This is a genomic window from Williamsia sp. Y721, assembly GCF_059683565.1.
Window position 1 is genome coordinate 1786563 of sequence record NZ_JCASNH010000001.1, and the last position, 25576, is coordinate 1812138.

At 62.2% G+C, this 25576-nt stretch carries 21 protein-coding genes and 1 pseudogene; 10 read left to right on the plus strand and 12 right to left on the minus strand.

What is annotated here, in order from left to right; genetic code table 11:
- The first annotated feature begins 468 nt into the window (after nucleotides 1–468).
- A complete protein-coding gene (locus tag AC56PL_RS07990) occupies nucleotides 469–1425 on the plus strand; it encodes an SDR family NAD(P)-dependent oxidoreductase (protein WP_497153449.1) in 957 nt (318 codons plus the stop codon).
- A gap of 289 nt (nucleotides 1426–1714) precedes the next feature.
- Here the strand turns inward: AC56PL_RS07990 and AC56PL_RS07995 are convergent, their stop codons facing one another.
- Nucleotides 1715–2245, minus strand: coding sequence for a TetR/AcrR family transcriptional regulator (locus AC56PL_RS07995; RefSeq protein ID WP_497153450.1), 531 nt, complete (start codon nucleotides 2243–2245; stop codon nucleotides 1715–1717).
- Between the two features lie 76 nt (nucleotides 2246–2321).
- Here AC56PL_RS07995 and AC56PL_RS08000 point away from each other — a divergent pair, with 76 nt between their 5' ends.
- Nucleotides 2322–3254 carry an alpha/beta hydrolase gene (locus AC56PL_RS08000; RefSeq protein WP_497153451.1) on the plus strand — a complete coding sequence of 311 codons (933 nt, stop codon included), beginning with the start codon at nucleotides 2322–2324 and terminating at the stop codon, nucleotides 3252–3254.
- 712 nt (nucleotides 3255–3966) lie between these two features.
- Here AC56PL_RS08000 and AC56PL_RS08005 read toward each other — a convergent pair.
- Nucleotides 3967–4476, minus strand: a complete 510-nt coding sequence (locus AC56PL_RS08005; RefSeq protein WP_497153452.1) for a hypothetical protein — start codon at nucleotides 4474–4476, stop codon at nucleotides 3967–3969.
- Nucleotides 4477–4670: 194 nt separating this feature from the next.
- On the minus strand, nucleotides 4671–5015 hold the full coding sequence (locus AC56PL_RS08010) for a hypothetical protein (RefSeq protein ID WP_497153453.1): 345 nt from the start codon (nucleotides 5013–5015) through the stop codon (nucleotides 4671–4673).
- A 92-nt stretch (nucleotides 5016–5107) separates the two neighbouring features.
- Between AC56PL_RS08010 and AC56PL_RS08015 the strand changes: the two genes are divergently transcribed.
- The gene (locus AC56PL_RS08015; protein ID WP_497153454.1) at nucleotides 5108–5506 is read left to right on the plus strand and encodes an ABC transporter permease; all 399 of its coding nucleotides are present in this window, start codon (nucleotides 5108–5110) and stop codon (nucleotides 5504–5506) included.
- 42 nt (nucleotides 5507–5548) lie between these two features.
- Here the strand turns inward: AC56PL_RS08015 and AC56PL_RS08020 are convergent, their stop codons facing one another.
- The 3 genes from AC56PL_RS08020 to AC56PL_RS08030 all read right to left on the minus strand — a co-directional run bounded on the left by AC56PL_RS08020 (nucleotide 5549) and on the right by AC56PL_RS08030 (nucleotide 9284).
- Entirely contained in the window at nucleotides 5549–7078 is a 1530-nt protein-coding gene (locus AC56PL_RS08020; protein ID WP_497153455.1) for a hypothetical protein, read from the minus strand.
- Nucleotides 7075–8595 carry a hypothetical protein gene (locus AC56PL_RS08025; protein ID WP_497153456.1) on the minus strand — a complete coding sequence of 507 codons (1521 nt, stop codon included), beginning with the start codon at nucleotides 8593–8595 and terminating at the stop codon, nucleotides 7075–7077. The genes AC56PL_RS08020 and AC56PL_RS08025 overlap by 4 nt, the downstream gene beginning before the upstream one ends.
- Nucleotides 8596–8825: 230 nt before the next feature.
- Nucleotides 8826–9284 (minus strand): hypothetical protein, encoded by a 459-nt coding sequence (locus tag AC56PL_RS08030; protein WP_497153457.1) that lies wholly within the window; start codon nucleotides 9282–9284, stop codon nucleotides 8826–8828.
- Between the two features lie 851 nt (nucleotides 9285–10135).
- Here AC56PL_RS08030 and AC56PL_RS08035 point away from each other — a divergent pair.
- On the plus strand, nucleotides 10136–10651 hold the full coding sequence (locus AC56PL_RS08035; protein ID WP_497153458.1) for a hypothetical protein: 516 nt from the start codon (nucleotides 10136–10138) through the stop codon (nucleotides 10649–10651).
- A 179-nt stretch (nucleotides 10652–10830) separates the two neighbouring features.
- Here the strand turns inward: AC56PL_RS08035 and AC56PL_RS08040 are convergent, their stop codons facing one another.
- The 4 genes from AC56PL_RS08040 to AC56PL_RS08055 form a co-directional block, all read right to left on the minus strand.
- Nucleotides 10831–11550: a hypothetical protein gene (locus AC56PL_RS08040; protein WP_497153459.1), complete on the minus strand. Its 720-nt coding sequence runs from the start codon at nucleotides 11548–11550 to the stop codon at nucleotides 10831–10833.
- A 248-nt stretch (nucleotides 11551–11798) separates the two neighbouring features.
- Nucleotides 11799–12962 (minus strand): hypothetical protein, encoded by a 1164-nt coding sequence (locus AC56PL_RS08045; protein ID WP_497153460.1) that lies wholly within the window; start codon nucleotides 12960–12962, stop codon nucleotides 11799–11801.
- Between the two features lie 21 nt (nucleotides 12963–12983).
- Nucleotides 12984–13415, minus strand: coding sequence for a DUF6924 domain-containing protein (locus tag AC56PL_RS08050; protein ID WP_497153461.1), 432 nt, complete (start codon nucleotides 13413–13415; stop codon nucleotides 12984–12986).
- A gap of 1663 nt (nucleotides 13416–15078) precedes the next feature.
- Nucleotides 15079–15612 (minus strand): hypothetical protein, encoded by a 534-nt coding sequence (locus tag AC56PL_RS08055; RefSeq protein WP_495515805.1) that lies wholly within the window; start codon nucleotides 15610–15612, stop codon nucleotides 15079–15081.
- A 263-nt stretch (nucleotides 15613–15875) separates the two neighbouring features.
- Here AC56PL_RS08055 and AC56PL_RS08060 point away from each other — a divergent pair, with 263 nt between their 5' ends.
- Nucleotides 15876–16022: a hypothetical protein gene (locus AC56PL_RS08060; RefSeq protein ID WP_495515806.1), complete on the plus strand. Its 147-nt coding sequence runs from the start codon at nucleotides 15876–15878 to the stop codon at nucleotides 16020–16022.
- A gap of 417 nt (nucleotides 16023–16439) precedes the next feature.
- Here the strand turns inward: AC56PL_RS08060 and AC56PL_RS08065 are convergent, their stop codons facing one another.
- Nucleotides 16440–17219, minus strand: a complete 780-nt coding sequence (locus AC56PL_RS08065; protein ID WP_497153462.1) for an NAD(P)H-dependent oxidoreductase — start codon at nucleotides 17217–17219, stop codon at nucleotides 16440–16442.
- Nucleotides 17220–17368: 149 nt separating this feature from the next.
- On the opposite strand from AC56PL_RS08065, the pseudogene AC56PL_RS08070 reads away from it, so the two are divergent.
- Nucleotides 17369–18176 (plus strand): annotated as a pseudogene (locus AC56PL_RS08070) (helix-turn-helix transcriptional regulator).
- A gap of 404 nt (nucleotides 18177–18580) precedes the next feature.
- Here AC56PL_RS08070 and bla read toward each other — a convergent pair.
- Nucleotides 18581–19507 (minus strand): class A beta-lactamase, encoded by a 927-nt coding sequence (gene bla / locus AC56PL_RS08075; RefSeq protein ID WP_497153463.1) that lies wholly within the window; start codon nucleotides 19505–19507, stop codon nucleotides 18581–18583.
- Between the two features lie 590 nt (nucleotides 19508–20097).
- On the opposite strand from bla, the gene AC56PL_RS08080 reads away from it, so the two are divergent.
- The 4 genes from AC56PL_RS08080 to AC56PL_RS08095 all read left to right on the plus strand — a co-directional run bounded on the left by AC56PL_RS08080 (nucleotide 20098) and on the right by AC56PL_RS08095 (nucleotide 25496).
- Nucleotides 20098–21333, plus strand: a complete 1236-nt coding sequence (locus tag AC56PL_RS08080) for a hypothetical protein (protein ID WP_497153464.1) — start codon at nucleotides 20098–20100, stop codon at nucleotides 21331–21333.
- A gap of 388 nt (nucleotides 21334–21721) precedes the next feature.
- Nucleotides 21722–22432: a helix-turn-helix domain-containing protein gene (locus AC56PL_RS08085; protein WP_497153465.1), complete on the plus strand. Its 711-nt coding sequence runs from the start codon at nucleotides 21722–21724 to the stop codon at nucleotides 22430–22432.
- 56 nt (nucleotides 22433–22488) lie between these two features.
- Nucleotides 22489–24066 (plus strand): alpha/beta fold hydrolase, encoded by a 1578-nt coding sequence (locus AC56PL_RS08090; protein ID WP_497153466.1) that lies wholly within the window; start codon nucleotides 22489–22491, stop codon nucleotides 24064–24066.
- A 65-nt stretch (nucleotides 24067–24131) separates the two neighbouring features.
- On the plus strand, nucleotides 24132–25496 hold the full coding sequence (locus tag AC56PL_RS08095) for an FAD-binding oxidoreductase (protein ID WP_497153467.1): 1365 nt from the start codon (nucleotides 24132–24134) through the stop codon (nucleotides 25494–25496).
- Nucleotides 25497–25576: the final 80 nt, after the last annotated feature.

Below are 25576 nucleotides of genomic sequence, written 5' to 3' on the forward strand. Positions count from 1 at the left end.
CGAAACCGACTGTGGCGCCGGACCTTACAGAGCTTCTGGAGAAGCTCGGCAATGTCGGGGGTTTGTGGGGGATCGGGGATGATTCGGACCCGGACAGCGAAACACCCCGTACCTGATTGCCCAGGTACGGGGTGTTGTTGGCGTGCCCCCGGTCAGACTCGAACTGACACTGGGCGGGTTTTGAACCTGCGGAAGTGGATGTTTGCTGGATTTGGGTGTTGCCGACAATTTGTGAATTGTTCAGTGGGGGAGCGGTATTGGCGTTAGCTGGTGTTGGTGATTCGGGGCTGTGTTCGCGGTGTCTGCATACCCTCTGCCTACCGGGGCGGTCTGCTAGCCGCGGCCCCGTGCGATGGTCGCTGTCGCCACCCGGCCGATGTAACCGGGTCGTGGTCGGCGAGGACGCGCAGAGTGGCCGTCACCTCGCCGTCGTGACGTCGGAACATCTATTACGAGTGACCGTGACAGATGTTCCGGCCGGCCCGCATCGGTGAAGGTTGGATACCGTTTATCGAGGTACGCGCTGGCTCCTGTCGAGCCTTACCAGATCAGCTGAAAGCTGCTTGGTATGCTAGTTCTCTCTCAGAGAGAATCGTATTTCCGGGCGGCTTTTGTCACCGTCTGGCGATCAACGAAAGGTCGATCCCGGTGAGGTTTGAAGGACATTCCGCTCTGGTCAGTGGTGGGGCAGGGGGGCTCGGAGGCGGCGCATCGCGCCGCCTCATAGAAAGCGGGTTCCGCGTGGTTGTTTTCGAGCCGGATGAGCAGCGTGCGACGGACTTTGCGGAGAGTCTGGGTGAGCGGGCTGTGCCTGCGGCGGGTGACCACAACAACGCTGACGACGTGCGGGCGGCGATCGAGATCGCGCAGGGGCAGGGTAGATTCACAGTCAATGTGAACGCGGCTGGAGCTACTTTGCGAATGCCCCGTACGACCACTGCCGACGGTGTTCCCCACGACATGCTGATGTTTCAAGAGATGATCGCCATGCATCTCTTTGGACCGTTCAACATGTCACGGCTGAGTGCCGCAGCGTTCGCTTTGAACGAACTCGACGAAAATGGTGAGCGGGGCGTGATCATCAACACCGCTTCAACTGCGGCCTACGACGGTCAAGCGCGCCAGACCGCTTACTCAGCTGCGAAGTCCGGCATTGTTGGAATGACTCTGGCAATGGCGCGTGATCTGGCTGACGTAGCTGTTCGCGCCTGCGCCATCGCTCCTGGTCCGATGTGGACACCCCGACTCGCGAGTGCGTCCGAAGAACTCCTCGATCATCTCGTGAGCGCCGTTGCGTTCCCTAAGCGATTCGGTCGCGGCGAGGACTACGGCAATCTCGTGAATGCCATCATCTCAACCCCATTCTTGAATGGTCAGACGATCAGACTCGATGGCGCCATGTCGACACCGCTCGGCGCGATCTAGCGCGAACGCCTTATAGCCGCGGGTCCCTCTACCTGACGTATATGCGGCTCATTAGACGTCATGGCCGATCCGCCTGTGACCTGAGGCATCAAGCCTGCCTACGTGTCATGCTCGCCGATATGCGGGCAGACGGTGAAGACCGAGACAGCCGGGCCGCGTTTCCTGTTGCATTTCGTCCCTGGGGGCTAAACATATTGGGGCACAACGGTTTACGCCGACGGTATATATTACGTCAGGTGGCCGAAGGGAACGGTTGCTTCCCGAGTGAAGGGTGGACCAAACCTGGCGATCAGCGCTGGGTGATGCGGTCGACGAGTAGATCGATGATTGCCCGTTGCTCTGCTTCGTCGCCGGGATGTGTGAGTAGGCCTTCGACCACGAACGCGATGATGTGGCTCGCCGGTTGCGCATGATCGGGCGGGAGATCGGCGCGGGTGAGTGCATCGGCCATCGCGTGGAAGTTGCTGTGCCATCGATCTATTACTGGCGAGGCGGCGCGCCGCGAATGGACGGTGTCGACAAGGGTGCGCATTGCGGACAACTCTTCGACCACGAACATGATCTTGTCCGCCAGCGGACGCTGTGCCATCGGTTCGTAGCGCGCCAATGCCTCGATGAGCAGTTCTTCCAGGACGGCCACCAGTAGGTGGTCCTTGTCGGGGAAGTACCAGTAGACGGTGTTCGCGGTGACCCCGGCGTCGGCGGCGATCTTGCTCAGCGCCGTGTCGTTGTAGCCGTTCTCGACAAAGAGTCGGCGAGCGGAGGTGACGATCTCGTCCCGCTTTTCTGCCCGTGCTCGTGGACGACGATTGGCGGGCATAACACCACTTTACTTGATCGGCGTTCAAGAAGACGCTAGATTCCTTGAATACCAATCAAGAAAACAGGGGGCGACCGTGTCGAGCGGCAACCAGTACACCCAGGCTGAAGAGTTCTTCTCGAGCGACGGGGTCCGGTGCGCCGCGACGGTGTATCAACCGAGCGCTCCGCTGGGCCCGGTGCCGGTGGTCGTCATGGCTCATGGCTTCGCCGCGACGCGGGGGATTCGGTTACCGGCCTACGCGGAACATTTCGCGACCGCGGGATACGCCGTGGTCTTGTTCGACTACCGCTATTTCGGCGACAGCGAGGGTGAGCCACGCCAATTGCTTGATGTCCGATCGCAACTCGACGACTGGCGAGCCGCCATCAGGTTTGCCCGTTCTCTGCAGTTCGCCGATGCCGAACGTGTCGTTGCCTGGGGAACATCGTTTGCCGGAGGTCATGTGTTGACGTTGGCCGGCCATGGTGAGCGATTGGCGGCGGTCATCGCTCAGGTTCCCCACGTCAGTGGGCCGGCGGCGGTGCGCGCCACGGGTCTGTGGCAAGTGCTGCGACTGGCGCCGGTAGGTCTAGCCGACCTCGTCGGATCTTTCCTTCGGCAACCGCCTCGATACGTCGCGGCGGTCGGGCCCGAAAACGCCGTGGCAGCCCTCGCTGCCCCGGGCGCGATGGCCGCGTTCGAGCGGCTGATTGCCGAATCGAGCATTCGGCGTGGGGATTACCCGGAGACCGTGGCCGCGCGGATCCTGGTGAAGATCGGGCTCTACTCTCCTGCTCGAACTGCCCGAAAGATCAGCTGTCCGGTGCTGATCCAGGTGGCATTGTCGGACAATATCGCGCCGGCCACGGCGGCAGTGAAGGCCGCCCGCGCCATCCCAGAGTCGACGCTGCTGCGTTATGAATGCGGCCACTTCGATCCCTACATCGATCCCGCCTTTCCCAACGTGGTCACCGACCAACTTAAGTTTCTGGTTGAGACCGTGCCCGTCAGGTCTCGACAGGTGTGAGGGTATAGGCGTTGCCGACCTGCCCTTCGGTGCTCAGGGACCCAACGTCCCGAGTGTGCGATTCGGGGTACGGTTTCATCATTGGTGACGAAAAAGATTGAGCCGCAACGAGGTACGCAGACAATAGAGACTACATCGCCCGAAAGCTAGAGAAGTCCAGTCGGCACTGCGTTGAACCCGTTCGCAGTCAGCTTCGGATGTGCTCGTCGCCTCAGTTGCATCCTGTGGTGGTTGGCCGAATCGTGATCGTGCTCCGCGTGTGCCAGGGGATCGGCCGGCTGGTGTTGGGTGTACTTGGCTGGCGTCTCGGTCTCGCGGACCTGGCGCCGGTTGATTGGAGCCGGGTCGGTGACCAGTGTCTGGCATGTGGGCGAAACTCGGTTTTCGGCACACGGCAACTTTGCCCGTGAGAAATCCGTTCAGTGGCGTGATGGGCGCGGAGGGGGCTCGATCCGTGCTGAGTGGCGCGGCAGCAGGGTCGCGGCGCTCAAAGTTACCCGCTCACCAGATCGGTTACGGCGCCGGCAATTTCCCGGCCGTATCCGACCCAGAAGGCTTATTCGCCCCAAGGTATGGCCTTTCGCTGAATCGCAGATCTGGCCGCCTCGGAAGCGTTGCGTGCTGAAACTCCTGCATACCCTCTGCATACCGGGGCGGTCTGGCGTACTAGTTGGACTGGTTGGAGATCAGCTTCGCCAGGTGGTGGATGGTCTCAACCCGGGGCGTTCGGTGGTTCAGAGAGTGTGCCGATCGCGATGTGGTGACCTTTGTCGGACCAGATGGCGAAGTCTTCGAGTTGGGGTGACATGAAGCCGCCGGTGTCCCCCCAGGGCCAGGCGACGTGGGCGCGGGCGACTTGGTCTTGAACGAGTTCAGCGATGCAGGCGAGGATCTGTTCCTCGGGGTCGTCGACCCGATTAGTTGGTCCGCTCATTCCTAATCCGTCGGGTCTGCGGCCGAGTACGGTGACGTCACTGAGCAGTAGGACTGCGCCAGCGTCGGGGTCGTAATCGGCGACCCAGTCGATTCGCTCGATCACTCCACCGTACTGGCGCACATGGAGATCGCGGCCGAGTCGGTGCAGCGCGTTGGCCCAGGTGTCGGGCAGGTCCGAGGACGCCAGTTGGACGCTGTGCTGCTGGGTCCAGGTGCCGGTCAATACTCGTTCGTAGCCGTCATTGGTGACTTGCGGACGGCCAGGGCGATCGATGAAGTCGGCCATGGGTTCAGTGTGCCATCTCCACAGGTGAGGCGAATGAGAGCGGCAAGCGGGTTGGGTGGTGGGGTGGGGCGAACTCATGAGCTCGTCCGGTATCAAACGAACAGCCATCGTCGAAAGCTACTGGCCGTGGGTTGATTGGATTGTCTACGACGCAGAGCGCGATATGCCGAAGAGCTGAGGCGGTGAAGGACTTGTTAGCTCTGTGCCCATCCGTCGTCGTGCCGTTGCCACAGCGCCGGTTGGTCATCGGTGACGGTGACATTTCTGTTGAGCCACCAGGTGGCATCTGGATTCTCGCCGGCGAGGACGGTTGCGCCGTCGTTGTTGGTCAGGGGGATTGCGACGCCGGGGGTGGTGAGGTAGCCGTGCAGGCTCAGATGGACACCGTCGCCGCCATTGCGACGGCAGGACAAAATCCAGCGCTTCGGGCAGCCGTGGGAGCGGTGCACCAAGCCTGCCTTGCATCCGGTGACAGAGATACCGCACTGCGCGAGCAGTTGCGGGTCCTGCTGGCTCAGCGATGATCGGCTAACGCCCACCACGCTCACCGTCGTGATCGGAGCGTCAATGGTAGACGTGGCTATAAGCTGCAGGCGTGTCGGTGCTGAGAGCAGTGTGGTGGGGATTAGCCATGGCAGCGGTGGCGGCCACCGTCTGGAATTCGACGTCGCCGATATCCGCTGTGTCGCTACCGTGTTCAAAGACCGGCGAGCTGGGACTCGACGGCGACCGCGCGTCGTTGCAGTGCGAGGATTCGATCGTCCACGTGCTGGGTGTGTGGCCGCTGGTCCAGCTTGGGCTGCTGCTGGCGGTGCCTCCGGTTGTGGCAGCTCTTGCGATGCGATGCTGGGTTTCGTGGCTTGTGGTCGCAACATTCTTCGTATTGACGTTCGTCGCTATCGCGAACTGGTCGTCATTCTGGATCTCTCTCGGGTTCGCTGCCCCGATGGCGCTCGTTGGTTTGGTCGTCGCCACTGTGCAGCAGGTTTCCTCGCCCGGAGTGCACTCGAAACGTATTCTGGCGCCATAGCTTGAGCTATCCTGCCGCAGAGCCGACTACGGCGTGGGAATGTCAGTTCTGTTCTGTCGCAGTCACATCGACGGTCCCTGGCCACGTCGTGGTGCCGCCTAGTTCGACGATTTTCTCGAGCTTTCCGGAAGTCGTGAGCCAGATTGTTCCGTGGTCGTCGTGCGTCAGCTCGGGTTGGGCTGTGAGTACTGGTGCGGTGTGTACCGGTTGCAAGGTGTCACGGTTGAGGATGGTCAGGAGCCAGAACTGTCCGCGGCTGCGGTCGTAGACGGTGGGGCCGTCCAGTGGCCACCATGAGCGACTGGTTTTGTCGGGTGGGTGGCCGATGGTCCAGATGTGATCGCCGAGGGCCCCAGCGCGAAAGAATCGGCGCGGGATGTGCCGTGTGGTGCCGGCGGTCAGGTCAGGTGTGATGTCGGTGAACGTGTCCTCGCGGGCGATCGTCAGTGGATCGCCGAGCAGGCACAAGTCGGACGCGGAGGCGTCCTTGGCGGTTGGTAGTGGCGGGCCGATCTGACATGTGCCGGTCAGGGCGATCCGGACCAGTTGGAAGCGCAGGGGTTTGGTGGGATTGGTGAGGCGAAGGAGAACGACGAAGGTGTCTGCGTCGGCGACGGCGTCGATTGGTGAACCCTGCGGGGTGTTGACGACTTCGATCGGGTCGCCGTCGGGGGTGTGGATGAGCCACGGCCGTGTGGTGGTGCAGGCGAGGAATACCTCGCCCTGTACGGCGCCGACAGTGGCTGCGGCGGTGCTGATCTGGCGGCCGGTCTCGGTGGTGGCATCGATCCGGTAGGTGCCGTCGGGTCCGCTGATCCAGCAGCCGGTGGGTGTGGCCCAGATCGACCGGTGCGATGCCACCGCTGCGGGAAACAGATGCGTTGCGTTAACACCGTTGGCGCCCAGCCGAATGACTGTGGGAAGTGCCCGGTCCAGGGCCCATACCTGGGTGCCGCTGGCCGAGACGTCGCCGGCAACGAAGCTCGGCCGAAGCGGCAGCGGGGGAACATCATCGAGATCGATCGTAATCAGAACCCCGATCTCGGCACGGGACAGCGGGGGTGGGTCGTCGTTGAACATGCGTTCGTCGGAAAAGAAGCGAGGGGACCGATCTACCGTCCCGTAGTCGCGACGATCGGGAACCGGTGCCCACCGCTCGCGGGTGTCCACGCGTTCCCAGTACATGCTGACGATCTGGACGCTGGCTACTCGGCCGCGAACCGAGCCGGTGGCGTCGATACTCATGACGCCCATGAAGCATCCGGTCACTTCGACTCGACCGGTCAACGGGCGTGGACCGTGCCAGGTGGCCGTCCACCCGTCCCCGCGTAGTAACCCGCTCCATTGCCAGCGGCCCCGGCGGTGCCTCGGTGGACGTGGCGACGGTTCCAGCGTGCCTTGGACTGTGACCGCATCGGGCGCCGTGGCAGCGGTCTCGGTGAACAGCAGCGGGAACGACGTAACCGCCCCGACCTCGGGCGGATCGATTTGACCGTCCTCGATCGCGAGCTCATCGACCAACACGGTCAACGTGCGACGATCGGTCGTACCTTGAAATACGTTGTTGCTCATCGGTCACGCCTGCAATCGGAGGTTGGTGCGATGGAGTCGGTGATCGCGGCGGTGATGTCGACCCGCTCTGGGCGGCTCGGAGACCGGCCGGAAGGTATCCGGTACAGCTGGTCTCGGTCGCTCACCCACAACATGGATGATTGCGTGGTCACCGAGCGGAGATTGTTGACTCTCCAGCTGGCTTGCACTGTGAGGGTTGATGGTTCAACGATGCTGAGTATCGGTATGCGGGGTAGAGGGCTGGCGGGATCTGTGGGTTCGGGTAGTGGCCACCAATGCGTGATCGGGTCTGCGCTGGAGCGGTAGGTGAGAATCCAGGCGAGGTCACCGAGCGGGCCGCCGTCTATATGGCTCTTGGGTTGTTGGGTGGCTGGGTCGAGGGTGAGGTCGTGGGTGACGGTGGCGACGGCGCCGCCGTAGAACAGGCGCATCGGGGTGCCGGCAAGAAACGGTCGCTGGCCGCGGCGGGTGGGCCCTGTGAGAATTGGTCCGCAACGGACCTGCCCGGTCGGAGTGATCTGCACGAGTTGTAGTTGTCGCTGCGGACGCGTGGCGGTGCCGAGTACGACCACGAAATCGCCTGTCTCGCGGTCGATGCCGGCACAGTAGAGCTCCCCGTCGGGAAGGTCGAGTGGTTGCGCAGGCAGGTCCGGCATGTGCAATGCCCAGTTGTTGTTGCCGTCATGCGCCAGGAGCGTCTCACCGCTGACCGCTGCGGGGAAGGTAGCTCCTTCTGCGGCTCGGTACGCACCCATGCCGGTGGTGATGCGATACAAGCCGTCTACGCCAGCCACCCAGCATCCGGTGGGGGTGGCCGCGACCCAACGGCCCTGCGAGGCCTGTGCCGGCAGGACGTACTCGACGGCGTTGTTGCTGGTGGTGTCGAGGCGGCTGACGATGGGAAGTTCGGTGTCGAGCACCCACACCGCGTCATCATCGTCGGCCGAGAGGTGACCGGGAATCAGCCGCGGACGCAACGTCTCTGGCGGTACGTCGTCGAGATCGAGATCGATCAAGGTTGCGGTGTCTCGGTAACAGGTTCCGTCGTCGTCGATGGTGTGGTCGTCACCGTGGAACTGCGGCGCAGTGCCGACATCACGGTATCGAGAGGGTGCCTCGGAGATGATCCGGACACGAGTGATGCGTCCGCGGACGTGTCCTGGGTCGACATACAACGACGAGGTGAAATGGCCGGTCAACTCGACCGGTCCGGTCAAGGGTCGCTCGCCGCGCCAGGTGGGGGTCCAGCCATCACCGCGAAGCAGGCCTCGCCACAACCACCACGATCCGCCCGTACGGTCATCGCGGTATTCATGGGGTTGGGTGTTCTCGAGTTCGAGCACGCCGCGCACCGTCATGAGTTCGGCGTCGCGCCGATCGTCGCTGGAAAACGGTGGACCGGGCTCGGAGAAGGACAGTGGGAAGTTAGTGATCGCCCCGACTCGCGGTGGTGCCAATGCTCCGTCACCGAGAGACACCTCGACAACGCGGACCAGCAAACTACGACGGCGCCTCATGCGCCTTTCTGCAGACTCGACATGTCAGCACACTAGCAAATGCCATCAGCGGTCGAAGACTTTCAGGTCCGACCATCGAAGGCAGCAGCGGGCGCGCGGCAGGCGGTCGAACCAATGGTCTGCGTTCTGCTGCGACTGAAGTTGAGCTTGCCGTTGTCGATTACGGTGTTCGAGTTGTGCGTCAGTGTGCCGATGGCTGGTAGGTCGGCTGCCGCAGAGCGATCGTGAGATCAAATCTCGAGCGCCCACACCGTGAGTAGGAGCCCAGACTCCACGCGCTCGTCGTAGCTGATCGTCAGCTGGTCGCCGCCGGTCGCGGCAGCGGTGTAGACCTGCAGGCTGCGCTCGAGGTTGGGTCTGTGCACGAGTTCTTGCAAGGGCCCGTCGTTGACGCTCATTGTGGATCGTTCGGTCTGCTCGGTGACGCCTGATTGTTTAAGTAGAACAGCTCGTGTATCGCGCGTTGTTGTATGCACCAGAACTTTTCCGGAGGGGTCCGGGAAGTTGGGGTGCCATTCGCAGGAGACAACCTTGTCGTCGTCGGAGAGTTTTAGCCCCAGCTCGGTCGCGTATGGGAGCGCCGACTCACACGGGTCGTGGTGCAACGTCCGTGGAATGAATGCGATTCCAACGATTAGGAGGACCGCTCCGACAACTCCGCATACAAGCCACGTCCAGGCATCGCGCACCTATGGCTCCTCGTCGCCGACTGATCGTGCTGTGACCACAGCGTACGGGCGACGGGGGAACCGAGCCCACCGCACTACAGACACGTCGTGTCTTGCGATGGGGATTCGGCCCATGATTTGTCGGATCGAACGCTATGTTCGATCCGAGGAAGATGAAACCTGCGAAGGTGGAATGATCGGCATTTCACCGGTGCTCCATGGTTCAGCGGCGGACAGCCACGATATGTGGTGTGTGGAGGTCTCGGCGCGGCATTGATCAGAAGGAGCGTGGCGCATGGCAATTGTTGAGGCGGACGGCGTAGAGCGGCGCAGGGTGCTCGATGCAGCACGCGGATACTTGGCTTAGGGACTAGCCGGCTGCCCGGCGCTATTGACGCAGTTGGCGGACGAAGCGGGGGTTGCACGCGATGTTGTGGTGCAGCGGTGGGGTAGCAGCGAGTCGGTGTTTGCGGATCTGATTTCGCAGAATCGTGTTGGGGCACTGGACTATCCCGAATCTGATGAGCCGTTTGCGACGATGACCAGTCGAGAGGTATTGCAGACGCTGTATGACAGGTTGTCGTCGACGTTGGCGCAGGCCAGTGCGGCTGAGGGCTTCGGTAGGTCTGCGTTGGGACTGGTTGTCTCGGAAAGCCTTGTCCGGTCGGTGTGGCAACAGTTCATCGGTGAAGGCGTGGATCGGTGGATTGAGCTCGTGCAGTCGGCAGAAGGGAATCTCAATAGGTTTTGTCAAGCACGGCCGCAGGCCGTCCCATCGGCAGAGCCGGAGGCGATGCAGGTCCGAGGGACCTGTGCAAGCTTTATGTTGGTCTCATGAATAGCGACAACGGGCTGCGATCTCGGATTTCATGATGACGATCGGCAATGACCGGCCTTCGGAGGCATACGGAAAGATTCGAATCGAGAGTTCGTCGATTTCGATTCTCAATGGCGAGTATGAAGACTTTCCGGAACTGGACGGTGAACTTGCGGCCACCACCGAGAACTACGTCCTGATCGGGGCTGTCAGCAACGGAACCATGGCAGGTGTCCGACTTGCGATTCACGACAGAGAACCCTCAGCTGATCAGATTGAGGACGACGCGGTCTGGGAAAGCGATGCTACTGTGAGCGCCACCTTCACGGCCCCGCCGTTCTTTATGGTGGGAGATTCGCTCGCGGGCGGCGGTGCCGATGTCGATTGGGCACTGCAGGACTGCCTCGATCTCGAAGAGGGTACGTACACATTCCACGTACGGGCCAAGGGGCTGCTGGACTCTCAGGAGAGGTTCATCTACAACAATGCTCCTACAGCATCAGAGCGGGAGAAATCCCCGGACGAGCTGATTCAGCAATTTCGCATCGATGTATGGCCTGCGGTGTCGTAGGTTGCGGTAGCAGACTCTGGCTCTACGTATGCGACCGCCGAGGGTTGCACAGTCTACCTATGTCCGTCGCTCAGGCTCGGAACGCAACAGTCGACCCGGCTGGGACCGGATTGTCGCGGAGACGAACAGCGGGCGGTTCAGGACCTGCTCTTCTCGGCCGCCGCGTGATCGACGAATAATTACTCCTCTGGTCCCGCGAGACGCCATCCTCGAGGTGCTGCTGGCTGCAGTGGTCTCGCGTTTCCCTCGGCGTCGGAGGTAACCATGCGAAAGGTCATTGGGTTGCCGTGTTCGTCCAGGGGCGGTGGTGGCGGTGTGGGGTCGAAGTGGTCGCCGAACCAGCCGGTGCGAGGCATAACTAGCACTGCCTCCTCCGGAGCTACGCGGGGCTGTCCGTCCTTGAAGGTCTGAGGAGTGAGTTCAACGAGTTCCCACAGCTGTTCAACATGTTTCGCCGCATTCAAGATGATGTCGCCGTCAAAACTGACCTGTTGTTCGGAGATACCGAAGAAGGGCCATGCCGTGATGATCGAGAACGGGCCCGCGGGCGGCAGGTGGTCGAGGAACAGATTGACCTGCACGTGTTGTGAGCCTCCGCCTCCCCCGACGTGGTGTAGTCCGCCATCGTTTTGCATGGGCATGTTTGACGAGATCGTTCCGTCGGACCATTCGAAGCCGAGCAGGAACGGAGCGCTGGTAGACCTGCCGGTTTCAGGCCGGCCGAATCCGTGCGATCCCATCGACACCGTGGGAACGCGCTTGAAGATCTCGATTCCCCATTTGACGCCGCCGGAGTAGACAACAGTCGAGGTCAGCGCAAAGACTATGTCCTCGGTTCGATTCAGAACACCAGAGATCGGAACGTATACGGGTAGCTCGTTGACGGGTGGGCGTCGCATACTACGAGTCTGTCAGATCAAGGCCACCGAGATGGACTGCGCCGATCACCGTTGGCGCACACACGTCGCTGGCGGCCCGAGCATTGTTTGTCCGATGCAGGTCCGAAGAACCTGTGCGGCAACGTCCATTGCCTCTAGGGTTGCCTCTGTCTATGTCGAGGGCGCGCCAGCTGTTCGGAATTCCATATCTACGATCTTTTATTGCGGTGTGACGTTGTTGTGCATTGGTGGCGCGGGGGAACGTTCGTTCAGCCGGCGTCGTGGTGCTGAGTGACCCAGGTCAGCGTGTTGCCTTGGAGGTCGGGGATGTAGCCGCGGAACGGTTTGCGGTTTTCTAGTGCGAAGGCGATGTCGCCGAGGAAGTGGACGAGTGACTTCCAGGTTGTGATTTCTTGGTTGGAGTCAGTCTTCGAAAGTTCCAGAATCAGACCTTGGTCGGGCCCGGGTCGGACGTCGTGTACTAAGAGGTGGGTGTCGCTTTCGGCGAGTGGAATGTACTCGGGACGAAAGGTTCTCGTCGGTGCGCCTTCCTGTCCAGAGTGGGTATCGCCGCGGCGTCCCCAGGTGTCGAGGGCCTGTTGGCGTGCTCGTAGAGATGGCTCGATGGTGAGCAGGCGGTATCCGGGGATGAGCCGGGTCCACCGGCCGTCTGGGTAGAGCGAAAGGCTGCTAAACCACTCGGCCGGTGGTTGGCGAGGGTCTAGTGCGGCTTCGGTGAATGCGGCGATGACCTGTTCGGAGAAGCCGAAGTATTGAGGCTTCGCTAGGTCTGCGATGGGGGCTGCTGCGCCGGCCCGCTGCAGACAACTGGTGATTCGGACCCACTGTTCGTAGACGCCAAAGCCTGGTGGAACTTTAGGCGTTACGGGCGTGACGGGTTGATGTTTGATCTGTTCTTGGTTGAACGGCGCTGTTATGGGCCAGATGTCGACGAGGATTGCCCCGCCGGGTTTGAGGGGCCGAAATCCGCGGCGGTGCACGCGAATCATGTTCCACCCGTGAGTAATTTGTTGCATCAGCCGGTCTAGACCGGGGTCGGTAATTTTCGTGACGGAGTCGTCGAGCTCGGCGGTGGCCTCGAGTTCACCGAACTCGGCACCAGCTTGCTCGATGGTTTCCCAGTCATCGAGTTCCAGTGGTGGTTCGGCGTCGTGGGTGCGGATCCGGATGTCGATGACGCCGGAGCCGCCGAAGTGCACCACCACGTACCTTGGTCCTTGCGGCGGGGTCATCTCGTCGAACTGGGCGAGCATGGGACTGTCTGGACCTAGTTTGGCTTCTAGGTCGGCCATCATGTTCTTGCGTTTGATGTCGCCCGCGCCGTCCAGCAACTCGCTGCGATAGATAACGTCCGGCAAGCACTGAAACCAGATGGATCTGGTTCTGTTGCCTTGAAGGTGAACCTCAGCCATGAAGACTTCGTCCTGTCTGGTTCATGAGAACTGTCGGACGATACCGTCTGCGTCGGCGCTTTCGATGAACTCGTCGAAGTCCATGTTGCCTAGCGACAGGTTGTTCTCGATCGCTGCCATGGCGGTGGGGACAACACGGACAGTGCGGCCACGCTCGTGCGGGTAGTCCGAGCCGGCGCAGTCGATTGCGAGAATGGGGTGCTCCGGGTGGGTCAGCGTCTCGCGGTCGACGACGAACACGTAGAACGGTGGTGGTTCACCAATCGTTTCCAGGAGCTTGTCGCCGACCAGGCCTTCCCAGGCGGGGTCCTCGACCGGGGTGAGATCAGCGACAAACCCGTCGATCGGTTCCTCTGCCTGTGCCGCAGTCGTCACCTCGACCCAGGCTTCATCGTCGCTGAAGTCAGTCCGTATGAGCAGTGAGACGTTCTCGGGAAGCGGGGCGGGTGGCAAGCGGGTGCCTTTCTCGCTGTATCGGGGTCTATCCCATCAGGATTCGACAGAAAGCCTGCACCCATCATCGGCGGGCACTCGGCGGATATTTATACCCACTCTATGACGTTGTTAATAGATGCATTGCTACTCCCTCTGAAGAAGCAGGAAATTCGCACAAACTTCGAAAGGTTGGGAGTTACTCGGGTGGCGAGCGATGAAAGTTTGACCAAGGTTGGTCAGATACCGCTGGCCGATTCTTCTACACCACTTCGGATTTCTGCCCTGGTCGACAGTGCCAGAGGCAGCGAACCAGGCATGTTCCGATTGGGTGAGTCCACTCGCAGCAGCAGATCACCGACTGGGACGCCGGAATATTGGGCAGGTCGATGCCGACGACCAACTGTGTGAATCCGGGGCTCCTTTCGGGATAACGAAAATCTAGGGTGCTTTTGTCGTCTGCTTCATTGACCCAGGTGATGGAACCTGTGTTCGTGAGCTTGAGCTCGAACTGATGATCCTGTAGGTCAGTCGTTGTCAGTGTGGTGTTGTGGTCGACCCAGTCGAGGTGGAGCGGTTTCCGACGAAATGACCTACAGGGGAACGCCCGGAGTGTATAAGGCGCGGTTTGAATACGTTTGGATCCATCACGTCTTAACGTGACCAAATTCAGCTGGTGCCAGGACCCATCCGCTCCTGACGCGACCCATGCCTGATTCTCTGTTAGGGAAGGCCCGGACGTCGTGCTGCTGATCATCCGCCAGCCGCTCGCGGGAAGCGTCTCCGTGTTTTTGCTGGGCGGAAAGTCCTTGTCTGCGTAGGACAGCAGATCATCCAAATCTGATCCCGGCACAGCCGGATCAAGAAGGGACTCGGGCACATCGTCGATGTAACCCAACTGGACTCTGCGTTGAGTATTCCCATTACCGCTAGTATGCGTCATCGAACAATGTTACCGGCGCAATTGGCTGGCGGAGTTAGATGTACCGACCACTGTGAATTGAGGATCCGAGCACGTCACGCGATCGACCGTACCTCTACCCGTGCCCGTTGTCATTCGTTATTGGTTCGGCCAGAACCGTTTTCTCTTGTGGGACTGGCGGCCGGGGCGCGAAACCGCGGGCCCATACCTCGCGTGCCGCGACGGCGACTAGCACCACACCCAGGGTTTGGGAAGTGCCGAGATGAAGGTTGTCGAGGACACCGGGAGTACCTAACAACAACAGCCCAAATGCCACACACGGGGCCGCAATTGTTACCGTCCCCCGCAATACTTGACGTGCCGATACTGCCTCGATAAGCGCAGCGATGAGCACCACTGCAATGGCAATCACGGACCATAGCTCAAGCTCGGTCCATGGGTCGTCGTACGACGACGAGCCCGTGAAGTTCGCGATTGCCACCGGTGACGTCGGGATCGGGCGGTAGGCCGCCCAATTCCCCGACCACCCGGAGAAAGAGCTGGCGCCGAGATGGCTACTGGCACCGGTCCACGTGATACCGCCCGCGAAAAGAGTCACCACTACGAAAACCCACCACGCACTATGGCCAACGATACGGGTGAGCGCGAACACGCGATGCCGGGTCATGGCTTAGTCATACCGGAACCCCGTGCATTTCACCATGATAGCGAGACCTGGCTCGATACAGAGTCGCCGCGATAGTATGTCGCCATCGCGCTCGACTACTTCGGCGCCTCTTGTCGCTTGTGGCGGAATGCGTTGCGGGCAAACTGTTTCGCTGATGATAGATAGTATGTCGGTTGTGGACTTCTCTTTTGCTTGCAGGGGGCGGGGTTTGGTCTCGGTGGGTAGAGGATCCCTGCGGCAACAACTGTGACTGTCGGTACCGCGACCCACACGATGGATTCCCGCGTTGCACCGCCCAGGACGGCAAAGGCGATCGCGATTTCCAACCCGATGAGACCGCCGGCCAGCACCCCGAATACGGTCCTGAGCACTTGAGTTCGTCGGCGCCAGCTGGGCAGATCCGGCGCGAAAGCTCGTAGTGACACTGATCCAAGAGACCACAGGGTCAACGCAGCGAGAGCCCCGGCAGGCAGCGCCATGAAAGCTCCCATAGCGGCACCGGCAACGGTGGTGGTCAGCTCGCCGCCCAAGACCGCGCCGGCAACGGCCGCAGTCGCCAGTGACAGACCCCAGACCACATGAGCCCATCGCGGCGACATCTCGACCGCTGTGAAACCGCTCGCACTCATGAACTCAGAGTAGTCACGAGCCAGACACTTCGACGGTTTTGCCCCAGAGGCGTTCCAGTGACACGCTGGCGCAAAAGGGACTCGTCCAAGATTGTGGGCGTGAGCGCGGACATGATCGCGTTACATATCGTCACTGTTAATGAAAAGGGTTGTGCGACAACAAGCAACCCAATGCGGATATTACGTCACCTGCAAGCCGGGAATGTGCTGGTGAGGGGTGCGCGCGCAGGCCGGACAGACGTATTCATTTATGCTGTTTGGTCGTGCGTTTCGGCGGTCATCGGGCGATCGGAGTTGCCGCGTCGTCGGAGCTGGCGTTGGCCACTACGAGCGTGCATCGATCGTTGCCGCCGGTCGGACTCAAGGTCACCGAGGTGCCGTCGACATCGGTGACGGTGGCGTCTTCGTAGAACGTGTTGGTCTGGCCCAGGTGTATTCGGTGCCGTCGAGGGTAATTGTCAAGGGGACAACGATGGCAACGTGGAGGCGGGGGCACAGGCAGAATTCGCCTACGAGTTTGCTCCGAACTTGCATCGCTCGGCATTCTAAGGTCGCCTGAACTACTCGCCGCTGCACTGGGTTTCGGCTACAACGATTGCGCGATCGAGCGCCATTCGCCCGATGAAGCGAACCTGGGCAATATGAAGAAGGTTTAGGATACCTACCGCCGAATCTACATCAAGGCTAGAACGATCTTGTGCCCTCAGGCCGAGGAGTCCAATGCCCCCAGCGCTTCTGCATCCAAACGGGTGTCCTTGTCAGAGTGGAGAAATAGTCTCCGCTGCCCTGAGCAACTGTGTCCCGCCACTGGGTAGCGGGAGCAGCTTTCAGCTGCGTACGTGCAATCCGAACCCGGTGTGGCCCGCCGGCTCGAGTCCCTCCTTCAGTTGCAATGAGGGGATCTCGTAGTCACCGAAGTTCTGCCGCCGGAACCCGATTGGCTCCGTCGAATGCAAGGTGAGCAAGCGCTGCTCGAATGCTTTCGCTACGTCCGGGTAGTCCTCGTCGCTCATCCGGTCCGTGCCGTACAGCACGAACGGTGGCAGCACCTCGATTCCCGGGTAATAGAGGATGCCGTGCTGGAACGGGAACAGCAGGTCTTCGATCGGACCGTTGATTCCGCGTGCGGTGTAATGCGACTCCGGTCCGCCGGTTGTCACCGACAACAATGCTCTCCTGCCTGCGAGAGTGCCTTCACCGAATCGTTCGCCGTATTTGGTGTCACTGTGTTCGCCGACGCCGTATGCGAAGTGGAAGCTGAATACCCGATCTACCCAGCCTTTGAGAATCGCGGGCATCGTGTACCACCACAGCGGGAACTGGAAGATGATCGTATCGGCCCACAGCAACTTCTCTTGCTCCGCAAGAACATCCGGTGTGAGCGTCCCGTTGTCAAACGCCCCACCCGAGTTCCGGGCGACCTGCAGCGGGCTCGAGGCGTGGGGGCCGAAGTCCTCGGCGTCGACGACGGCCTTCCAGTTCATTGCGTACAGGTCGCTGACCCGTACCTCGTGTCCAGCGCTCTCCAACGTCGAGACTGCAAGGTCCTTGAGTGAGCTGTTAAGCGCCGTCGGCTCCGGGTGGGCGTAGATGATGAGTGTCTTCATGGAAACTCCTTCGTGTCGGGTGCCTTCGATTCTGGGTGCCGCGGCGCCTGACATTCAGGGGCGCTTTTACCAACGGATGGGACTTCCTGGTATTGGCAGGACCACCTTCATCCGCACTACCTAGGCCATACCGAGTCCATACTGAGGGCATGGACGATCTTGCGGGCTTCCTGCGGACCCGGCGTTCCCGGGTCGACCCGGCTGCCGTCGGCATTCCCTCCGACAGTCGTCGTCGGGTCGAAGGGCTGCGCCGCGAAGAGGTCGCACACCTATCCGGAGTCAGCGTCGACTACTACGTACGCTTGGAGCAGGGCCGCGCGACCCAGCCCTCCGAGCAGGTCCTCGACGCACTCGCCCGCGTCCTCGAACTCGACGACACCGAACGCGGACACCTGCATCGCCTCGCCCGGCAACGTCGACGGCCCGCGAAGACACCGAGCGGACAGCTCCGACCGGAACTGCTCAGCGTTCTCGATCTGGCCGCCAGCGCACCCGCACTGATCATGAATCACCGCCTCGACGTGCTCGCCGCAAACCAGCTCGCTCGCCGAAGCCGAACGTGGCCTCTACGCTGACTGGGACACGTGCACCCTCGACGTCGTCGGGCATCTGCGCCTGGCCGCCGGAACATACCCCGATGACCCACGATTGGCTTCGCTCATCGGTGAACTCGCGATCGGCAGTGAACGATTCCGCCGCCTCTGGTCCCGCGCAGACGTACGCGCCCGCACACACGGACGCAAGGCATACCAGCACCCGCTCGTCGGACTACTGGAATTTCATCAAGAGAACTTCGCGCTACCCGACCAGCCCGGAATGGAACTGATCGTGCTCACCGCCACCCCCGAGAGCCCCACCGCAGACGGCCTGCGTCTACTCGAAAGCCTGGAAACACCTGTGACCGTGAAGGGCCGCGGTGTCCAGTCATTGTGCGTGACAACACCAGCCGACGACTAGGAGTCCGGGGCAGGGTTTGGCAGGGTTGCCCGCTCAAGGTCGAATAGCCACCAAAACGTGGGGCGACGTCTTACCTAGGTGCATGAACTTCCGGGCCTTGCCCGCCGATCGATTGCCGACGCAATCGAGCTCGTGCACATCGAGGACCGCGGCCCGCATTCCCAGTGCTTCAGGGATTCCGGTAACCAACTCCGGGTAGCTACCGCTGATATCGTTCGCGTTGCGGCTGAACAATCATGCTGTGTCAGATCGTATTTCGGTGAGCCCACATTGCCCATCCCATTTCATTTCGAATGCCCAGCCATCCCCTGTCGGTGGTTTGCCCACATGGGGAGCATGGCGAGGGGACAGAGGGCATGAGTCCAGTGTTGCCGAGCACTCGAAACTGGCGTCGTTTCTCGACCTCAGCTGACCTCGAGCGTCCCGAGCACGGCCGCGGCGGTTTCGCTGACCACGACATTGTCGAATGGTGTTGCAGGGTTGTTGTTTTCGGTCAGAATGGTGAGGAGGATCGGTGCGCGTCCTGGTGGTGTGACGATGGCGATATCGTTGCGAATGGGCCCGGCTCCACCGGATTTGTCTGCGACGGACCAGCCCTCGGGTGCACCCGCGCGCACGAGAGGAGCGCCGGTGGCATTTCCGCTCATCCAGTTGAGCAGAATCGCGCGGTCGCTCTCGGTTAGAGAGCCGGCTCGTCCAAGAGTGGCCAGGTTCTTGGTGAACGCTTCCGGGGTGGTCGTGTTGGCGGTCGAGCCGGGTGCGATGGTGTTCAGGTCTGGTTCGACGTCGACCACTTCGGTGACGTTGTCCCCGAGCTTCTCCAGGGCGGCGTCGAGACCTGAGGCGCCACCGATGCGGTCGAATATGAGGTTCGTGGCGGTGTTGTCACTGTCTCGGACGGCCGCTTCGGCGAGCTCGGCGGCCGTCAGTCCGGTATCGAGTGTCTCGGTGGTGACCGGCGAGTAACCTGCTCGTTCGATGTCGGACTCGGTCCACCGCACGAGTTCATTTCGTTCGTCGGCCGAGGTGCGACGTAGGAATTCAGCCGCGGCGAACACCTTGACTGTCGATGCGAAGCCGAACCGTTCTGACCCGCGGTAGCTGATCGTCTTGCCGGTCTCGGTGTCGAACAGGCTGACTCCGACTCTCGTGTCGAAACGCCTTTCGATACTCCGGATGTCGGTCGTGATGTCCTCGGGGACAGTACGGCTCTCGAGGGCAGCCGACGGCGCGGGGGCGGATGCTCGATCGGCGTGCGGTTCGGCGCAGGCTGTGAGCGTCAGAGCGATCGCAGCGGCGACGGCCGTGATGGGACGGGTGAGGGAGTGCATGTCAGAGACTGTTTCCTTTCCGAACGCTCGACATCTACAGCGGCACAACAAGCGTTCGCTCGTCGGCGCAATGGTTCGGACGATACCCGTCGGCGCCGATCCTGCTGTCGGGTCGCCGGGGGATCGAGTGACGCACCGGGGGATGGGCTTGACCCTGCCCTTAGGGCACGGTCTGGAATGGACCGCGAAGTGAAATACGCTGCAAATAAGTCGTTCTCGACGCCACAACATCGGCGATCGATGCCACCGGAGGAAGGGAATTCGATGAACCCCCGCCCGCGTTTTCTGACTTCGGTTGCGGTCGTCCGTCCTCGGAGTTCCGGACCCGGCCGGGACAGGCGCTCCACCTCACAGTGGGCTCGAGCGTCGATGCCGCTGCTGACTGGATGCAGCCGGTCACCAACAGGCCCGCCACAGCGCTCTCGCGGCCGCAGTGCGATGTCGGACGCGGATGTCACCTGTAGCTGTCCTGAGCTCGATGGCGGTGACGGTCCCGTCGCCGCCGCTCTCGGGGCGACTGTCTCGTCGTCACCGATGAATATGTTCTTGCGCAACCGATTTGCGCCGAGCGCCAATGAAGGGATCATTCGATGAATACTGTTGTATCAGGGCGCGTCTTACGTCCGCTGGGTGCGTTCGAGCGCATCATCGACCTGTACATGCACCGTAATCCCGTGCAGTTCTCGCTCGCTGTCGAGTGTGGTCGTGTCGTGACCGAGAACGAGATCGAGGTGGCGCTGCGTCGTCTGCAGACGGTGCACCCGTTGCTCGCCGCGATGATTGACCGGAGTGGAGATCGGCCGGTGTTCCGGTCTGCCGACGGCACCGTTGCGCTGCGCATCGCGCTCGACTCGACGTGGCACGAGCAGGCCGCTGTCGAGCAGACTGTGCCCATCCCGCCGTCACCGGGACCCCTGGTGCGGGCAGTTCTTCTGCCCGACGCTCCAGCTCCGAGGTGCACGACCATCGTGCTGACGTTCTCACACCAGATCGCGGACGGGCGTGGGGCTCTGCGCGCGATGCACGATTTGCTCGCCGTTGTGGGCGGTCGTGACATAAGTGCTCGGGACATACCGGGTGCCCAGGAGGACCTGATGCGGCAGCTGGAAACGCAGCCCGCCCCGACCGGTCCGGACGAGGCCGCAGGCAGCGAACATCTTGAGCCCCCCGCTCGGGCGGCCCTACGGCCGTTCGACGAGAACACGCCGCCTGCTGTGGACTATGCAGAACTCGACGAGGCGACAGTGTGCCGGATCCGGCAGGGTGCTCGTTCTCGTTCCTGCACCGTGCAAGCGATGCTGTGCGCTGCCGCTGCGTCGACCCTGTTCGAACTGTCGGACCGGCAAAGCGTCCGGATCAATGTGCCGATTGATCTTCGCCGCGCGGCGGGCCTCGAGGATGAGGTCGCTATTCGTTTCGCGGCGACCTCCGTCGTTCTCACTCGCCCGTCACCGCAGGAGTTCTGGGAACTTGCCAACGCCGCTGCCGCCCAGCTAGCGGCGGCGCGCACTCGGGAGGCAAGTCGTGATTCGGTCCTTGCTCTGGCCTCGCTGGCCCTGGCCGACGCCGACGACGCGGAGCAGGCCATGCTCGCCGCCACGAGCGCGGACATCGAGATCACCAATCTCGGAATATCTGATGCAGGAGGTAAAGTGGCGCTGGCGCAGTCGTTTTGGGGTCCAGTGATGAGCACCCAGGTCGACGGTGAACAGATCCTTGGAGTCCTCACCCATGGCGGCCGGCTGCGCATGACCTTGAGTAGTCATCGGGTAGTGGCCGGCTTGCTTGCAGGTATCGTCGCTCAGCTCACCGCCGCCGTCTCCTGATGTGCCGTGCAGCGTCCATCGTGGGTGGCGTGGACCACCGAGGCGCCGGTTCATCGACATCATGACTTCGCCCATCAGGTCACGTCGACGGCGGGCACCTAGAGGTTCTGCTGGCCGTGGATCCGGGGCCAGGCGCCGGCCGAAGGGAAGATCGCGGCCGCGGCGAAAGGGCGGGTCGGCGAAGAACTCCTGGACCTCGAGCCGCGCGGACAGCGAATCGTGCGGTGGCCGTGGGGATATCGCACTCCGATCGATTGCGTGGCCAGCCGACACGAACCAGACACCGTGCCCCTCCGTCAGCTCCCTCAACGCAGAGCGGTTGACTGTGCCCCAAGGGCACGGTTCAGAATTGTCTCCAGAGCGACGGGCACAAGGGACAGGAGAGGCGATGGGATGGAGCACTCGCGAACTCGCCGAACTCGCGGGGGCCACGGTGAAGGCAGTCCGGCACTACCACGACATCGGTGTCCTCGACCAGCCGGCTAGGGCCTCCAATGGGTACAAGCAGTACGGTGTCGCGCATCTCGTCCGGGTGTTGCAGATCAAGCGTCTGACAGACCTCGGATTCTCGCTGGCCCAGGTCGCGGCCATGGGCGACGAGATCAATCATCCCGAGCACTCCCTCCGCGCGCTGGACGCCGAACTGGAAGCGACGATCGAACGGTTGCAGCGGGCGCGGATGGAATTGAGTTCGATCTTGCGGCATTCCGCCCGACCAGACCTGCCCCCGGACATCGCCCTGGCCAATCGAAACAGTGAGTTGACCGATGCCGACCGGGCTTTCGCGACCTACCTGAGCAGAGTACTCAGCCCGCCCGCTCTTGACGCGTACAACGAAATATTACGAACCCCCGCGACGCCCACCGGTAAGGACTTCGACGAACTGCCAACCGACGCCGACGAATCGACGCGGGCCGACCTCGCTGTCCGCATGATTCCGGAAGTGGCGGCACTGACAGACAAGCACCCCGGCGTGGTCGCAGGACTCACCGCCGGCGGCCAACGCACGATGCAGGACGTCATGGATGTGATGTCCGAGCTCTACAACCCTGCCCAGCTCGACGTCTTGCGCCGTGTGGGTCTCGGCCTGCGCGACTGACGACAACCCGACGCAGCACGATTCACCCTGTCTCCCTTGATTGGAGTTCCTCACCCATGTTCAAATCCCGACGAAAGCTCGCGGCTGTCACGGTGGCGATAGCGTCGACGATGTGCGTGGCTCTTGGCGCGTGCAGTTCCGGCTCAGCGGGCACGGGCGCACAAAGCCCCGAACCGGCACCGTCGACCGAGCTGCAACGGTTCTACGACCAGACCCTGACCTTCGAGGCGTGCGAGGGATATGCGACGAACTCCACTGACCAGGGCACGTTCACCCTCGACCCCCGGTTGCAATGCGCACGTATGACAGTGCCACTCGACTACCGCGATCCAGAAGGGAAGACGGCGTCGATCGCGCTGTTGAAGGCGCCCGCCAGGGGTGAACCCATCGGGTCGCTGGTACTCAATCCCGGCGGCCCTGGGGGAGCGGGCATGAGCATGGCTGCGCTCGCAGCGGGGTCGCTGAGCCAGAGCCGAGTGACGGAGAAATTTGACCTGGTCGGTTTCGATCCTCGCGGGGTCGCGGCGTCCGCACCTGCGATCGAATGCTTCACGGACGCGGAAATCGATGCGGGACAGGGCACTACGACAGTGTTGACCGGATCCGGGTCCTGGACCGAAGCGAACACCCGGACGATCGTGGAACAGTGCTCGCAGCGGTCCGGCGGAGACGACGTCCTCTCTGCGGTCGGAACCCGCAACGCTGCCCGCGACATGGACGTCCTTCGCGCAGTGCTCGGTGACGATCGGCTCACCTTCCTAGGACGTAGTTACGGCACCAGGCTGGGCGCGGTGTACGCCGAGATGTTCCCGGCCAACGTCAGGGCGATGGTGCTTGACGGCGGCATCGACCCGCATCTGGGCACGGCCGAACGCCGAGTGGCGCAATTTGAGCAGTTCCAAAAAGCTTTTGACGACATGGCAGTCGACTGCGCGTCGACGCCGGATTGTGCGCTCGGAACCGACCCGAGCCGAGCCGTCGAGGTCTTCCACAGCATCGCGCGCCCACTGATCGAGAATCCGATTGTAACGGCCGACGGCCGACGGATGGATTTCGACGCCGCCTACGGCGCGGTGACCGCGGGCCTGTTCGACTCCAGGGTGTGGCCGGTCATCACCAAGGGAATCGGTGAACTGCGCGACGGATCACCGGGGACGCTGCTGCAGATCAGCGACGTGTTCGGCGGACGCGGAGAGGATGGCGTTTACCCCAATTCTTCCGAAGCAAACTTTGCGATCAACTGTATGGACGAGCAGCGCCACACGCCGGAACAGGAAGTCGAACTCAAACGCAGAATCCAGGAGGTGGCGCCGTTCACTGATGCCGGACTCGGCGCCGACGGGGCGCGTGATGCTTGCGAATCGTGGCCCGCTGAAACAGATCTGGACTACCCGTACGCCACCGGTATCAGTGGACTACCCGACACGCTCACCATCTCGATCACCGGTGATCCGAGCACGCCCTACGACGGCGGCGTGAGCCTTGCCGACACCCTGGGCGGCAGCCTGCTCACCGTCGACGGTGAGCAGCACACCATCGCTGTCGACGGAACCAACGAGTGTGTCGACGGCATTGTCGCCGACTATCTCGTTGACCTCAAGTCGCCTCCAGAGCAGACAAAGTGCAGTCTGTGACGCCCCGCGTCACACGATTCGGCCGGCGCCGCGACCGCCGCGGCGCAAGGATGATAGGAGAGACAATGCAGGCAGAACATGACTGGGACCAGCTGGCAGCATCGCTGAGCGCATCCATTGATGGGCAGGTCATTGCGCCCGCTGATGAAGCGTTCGAGGGAAGTGCTGCTCTGTGGAGCGCACGCCCGCAGCGCCGTCCCGCACTCATTGCACGAGTGGCCGGTGCCCCGGATGTGCAGCGCGTTCTGCAGGCGACCCCTCTGGCAGCCCCCGTCGGCATCCGCGGTCGCGGGCACGATTGGGCGGGCAGTGCGCACGCCGAGGGTGGGATCACTATCGACCTGTCGCAGATGCGTGGCGTTCAGATTGACGTCGACGCCCGGATCGCTCGCGTGGAAGGCGGTGCACGGCTGGATGATTTGATGGACGCTGCCGGCGAGCACGGTCTGGCTGCGGCGGTCGGGACGGTCAATGAGGTTGGCGTGACCGGGCTCATGCTGGGCGGGGGCTACGGGCCCTACCTTGGCACCATGGGTCTTGCGGCCGACAACATCATCTCCGCAGACGTCGTGCTCGCTGACGGATCGATCACGAGGGCATCGGCGGACGAGAACGCGGACCTGTTGTGGGCGCTTCGGGGCGGGGGCGGAAACTTCGGTGTCGTCACGTCGCTCGAGATTGGCCTCACCGAACTGCCTGAAGTTCTTGCAGGTGTCATCGCCTTCGGTACGACCGAGATCCGAGAAGTCCTCACCGGGTTCGATCGGTTGCTTCCCAGCGTTCCGGACGAGCTCGCACTGCGCCCCGCGATCACGAGCGGCCCTGACGGCAACCCTGCGTTGCTCATGGCGGTGCAGTGGAGCGGTGATGCCCGGGAGGGGGCGCCGTGGGTGCAGGCTGCGGAGAAGCTCGGAACGCCGCTGATGTCCGAAGTACACTCGGCCACGCCCGCGCAGGCGCTGCATGCCCTCGACGGGATGTTTCCCGCGGGACAGCATTACACGGTTCGGACGGTGTCGTTGCCCGGTCTGACCCCTGCGGCAATCGACGCTTTGGAGGACGGCGAGCGGGGCCGTACGTCACCGTTCAGCGCTGTGAACATCCATCACTTCCACGGTGCCGCCACTCGTACCGAATCTGGCGTCTCACCCTGGGCATTTCGGGAGCCGCACCTCATGGTGGAGATGATCGCGACAACCACGGATGCCGATGGTCACGACGAGCAGGTTGCCTGGGCGGACGAGCTGCTGAGTCAACTGGAGCCGCTTGGTCTGCCTGCGGCGTACCCGAACCTGTTGCAGCACAGTGATGGCGAGCGTGCCGCGGCAACCTTTGGCGATAACCTCTCCCGGCTGCACTCGGTGAAACACGACGTGGACCCGACCGGGCGGTTCTCCGGTATCCCAATCGGCCTCGCCTCCAGCCGATAGGACAATGGTCGGTCGGGCTTCACCCCCGATAAGAGCGGTGACGTCGAGTTCTGGCAGGTGCTTGCCGGATCTGCGACGGT

What these genes read in the sequence shown, in the direction of transcription:
- AC56PL_RS08095 (WP_497153467.1), top strand. Translation starts at nt 24,132, where the DNA reads ATGCAGGCAGAACATGACTGGGACCAGCTGGCAGCATCGCTGAGCGCA.
- AC56PL_RS08055 (WP_495515805.1), bottom strand. Translation starts at nt 15,612, where the DNA reads ATGAGTGCGAGCGGTTTCACAGCGGTCGAGATGTCGCCGCGATGGGCT.
- AC56PL_RS08045 (WP_497153460.1), bottom strand. Translation starts at nt 12,962, where the DNA reads ATGGCTGAGGTTCACCTTCAAGGCAACAGAACCAGATCCATCTGGTTT.
- AC56PL_RS08085 (WP_497153465.1), top strand. Translation starts at nt 21,722, where the DNA reads ATGGGATGGAGCACTCGCGAACTCGCCGAACTCGCGGGGGCCACGGTG.
- AC56PL_RS08025 (WP_497153456.1), bottom strand. Translation starts at nt 8,595, where the DNA reads ATGAGGCGCCGTCGTAGTTTGCTGGTCCGCGTTGTCGAGGTGTCTCTC.
- AC56PL_RS07990 (WP_497153449.1), top strand. Translation starts at nt 469, where the DNA reads ATGTTCCGGCCGGCCCGCATCGGTGAAGGTTGGATACCGTTTATCGAG.
- AC56PL_RS07995 (WP_497153450.1), bottom strand. Translation starts at nt 2,245, where the DNA reads ATGCCCGCCAATCGTCGTCCACGAGCACGGGCAGAAAAGCGGGACGAG.
- AC56PL_RS08080 (WP_497153464.1), top strand. Translation starts at nt 20,098, where the DNA reads ATGAATACTGTTGTATCAGGGCGCGTCTTACGTCCGCTGGGTGCGTTC.
- AC56PL_RS08035 (WP_497153458.1), top strand. Translation starts at nt 10,136, where the DNA reads ATGACGATCGGCAATGACCGGCCTTCGGAGGCATACGGAAAGATTCGA.
- AC56PL_RS08090 (WP_497153466.1), top strand. Translation starts at nt 22,489, where the DNA reads ATGTTCAAATCCCGACGAAAGCTCGCGGCTGTCACGGTGGCGATAGCG.
- AC56PL_RS08065 (WP_497153462.1), bottom strand. Translation starts at nt 17,219, where the DNA reads ATGAAGACACTCATCATCTACGCCCACCCGGAGCCGACGGCGCTTAAC.
- bla (WP_497153463.1), bottom strand. Translation starts at nt 19,507, where the DNA reads ATGCACTCCCTCACCCGTCCCATCACGGCCGTCGCCGCTGCGATCGCT.
- AC56PL_RS08020 (WP_497153455.1), bottom strand. Translation starts at nt 7,078, where the DNA reads ATGAGCAACAACGTATTTCAAGGTACGACCGATCGTCGCACGTTGACC.
- AC56PL_RS08040 (WP_497153459.1), bottom strand. Translation starts at nt 11,550, where the DNA reads ATGCGACGCCCACCCGTCAACGAGCTACCCGTATACGTTCCGATCTCT.
- AC56PL_RS08005 (WP_497153452.1), bottom strand. Translation starts at nt 4,476, where the DNA reads ATGGCCGACTTCATCGATCGCCCTGGCCGTCCGCAAGTCACCAATGAC.
- AC56PL_RS08015 (WP_497153454.1), top strand. Translation starts at nt 5,108, where the DNA reads ATGGCAGCGGTGGCGGCCACCGTCTGGAATTCGACGTCGCCGATATCC.